Genomic DNA, 685 nt, shown 5'->3' with positions numbered 1-685 from the left:
GCCCGGCGCCGCGACCGGTGCCGCGGCCGGCGGTATGTCCGGCGGTACGTCCGGTGCGGGCCCGAGCCTCAACGGGGCCGGCGCCGAGACCCGCGACGCGCAGGGTCAGTGGCGCGCCTCGCCCAACGACGAGCGCTGGCGGCAGGCGGAGCAGCTGCGCCAGCCCGCCGCGGGCGGCGTCACCACCTCCGGGCTGCCCCGCCGCGTGCCGCGCGCCAACCTGGTCGCCGGCACCGCGCAGCAGCAGTCGAACCAGACCGGTCCGCAGGTCTCGCGTGCGCCCGACGACGTACGCGGCCGTCTGACCAACCTTCGCCGGGGTATCCAGCAAGGCCGTTACCGGGCCGAGGAGAACGCCTCCACCGGCAACCACGGCATTGTCGACCCCACTCACCAGCAGGAGCGTTAGTTGAGTCCGATGAGCCAGGCGGCGCAGAATCTGAACTGGTTGATCACCAACTTCGTGGACAACACCCCCGGTGTGTCCCACACGGTGGTGGTCTCCGCGGACGGACTGCTCCTCGCCATGTCCGAGGGTTTCCCGCGCGACCGGGCCGACCAGCTGGCCGCGGTGGCGTCCGGGCTGACCTCGCTGACCTCCGGCGCCTCCCGCATCTTCGAGGGCGGGAGTGTCAACCAGACCGTGGTGGAGATGGAGCGCGGCTTCCTCTTCATCATGTCCGTC

At 72.0% G+C, this 685-nt stretch carries 1 protein-coding gene and 1 pseudogene; both read left to right on the top strand.

Annotated features, from left to right (window positions below; translation table 11 throughout):
- Positions 1–409, top strand: a pseudogene (locus IH45_RS0142685) (histidine kinase); the annotation flags it as partial.
- Between the two features lie 9 nt (positions 410–418).
- Positions 419–685: roadblock/LC7 domain-containing protein (locus IH45_RS0142680; RefSeq protein ID WP_030682385.1), on the top strand; the 267-nt coding region annotated here is incomplete at its 3' end.

The organism is Streptomyces rimosus subsp. rimosus (assembly GCF_000720725.1).
Lineage (GTDB): Bacteria > Actinomycetota > Actinomycetes > Streptomycetales > Streptomycetaceae > Streptomyces > Streptomyces rimosus_A.
The sequence above is the reverse complement of the archived record's forward strand: the minus strand, read 5'-3'. Positions and strand labels throughout refer to the sequence as shown.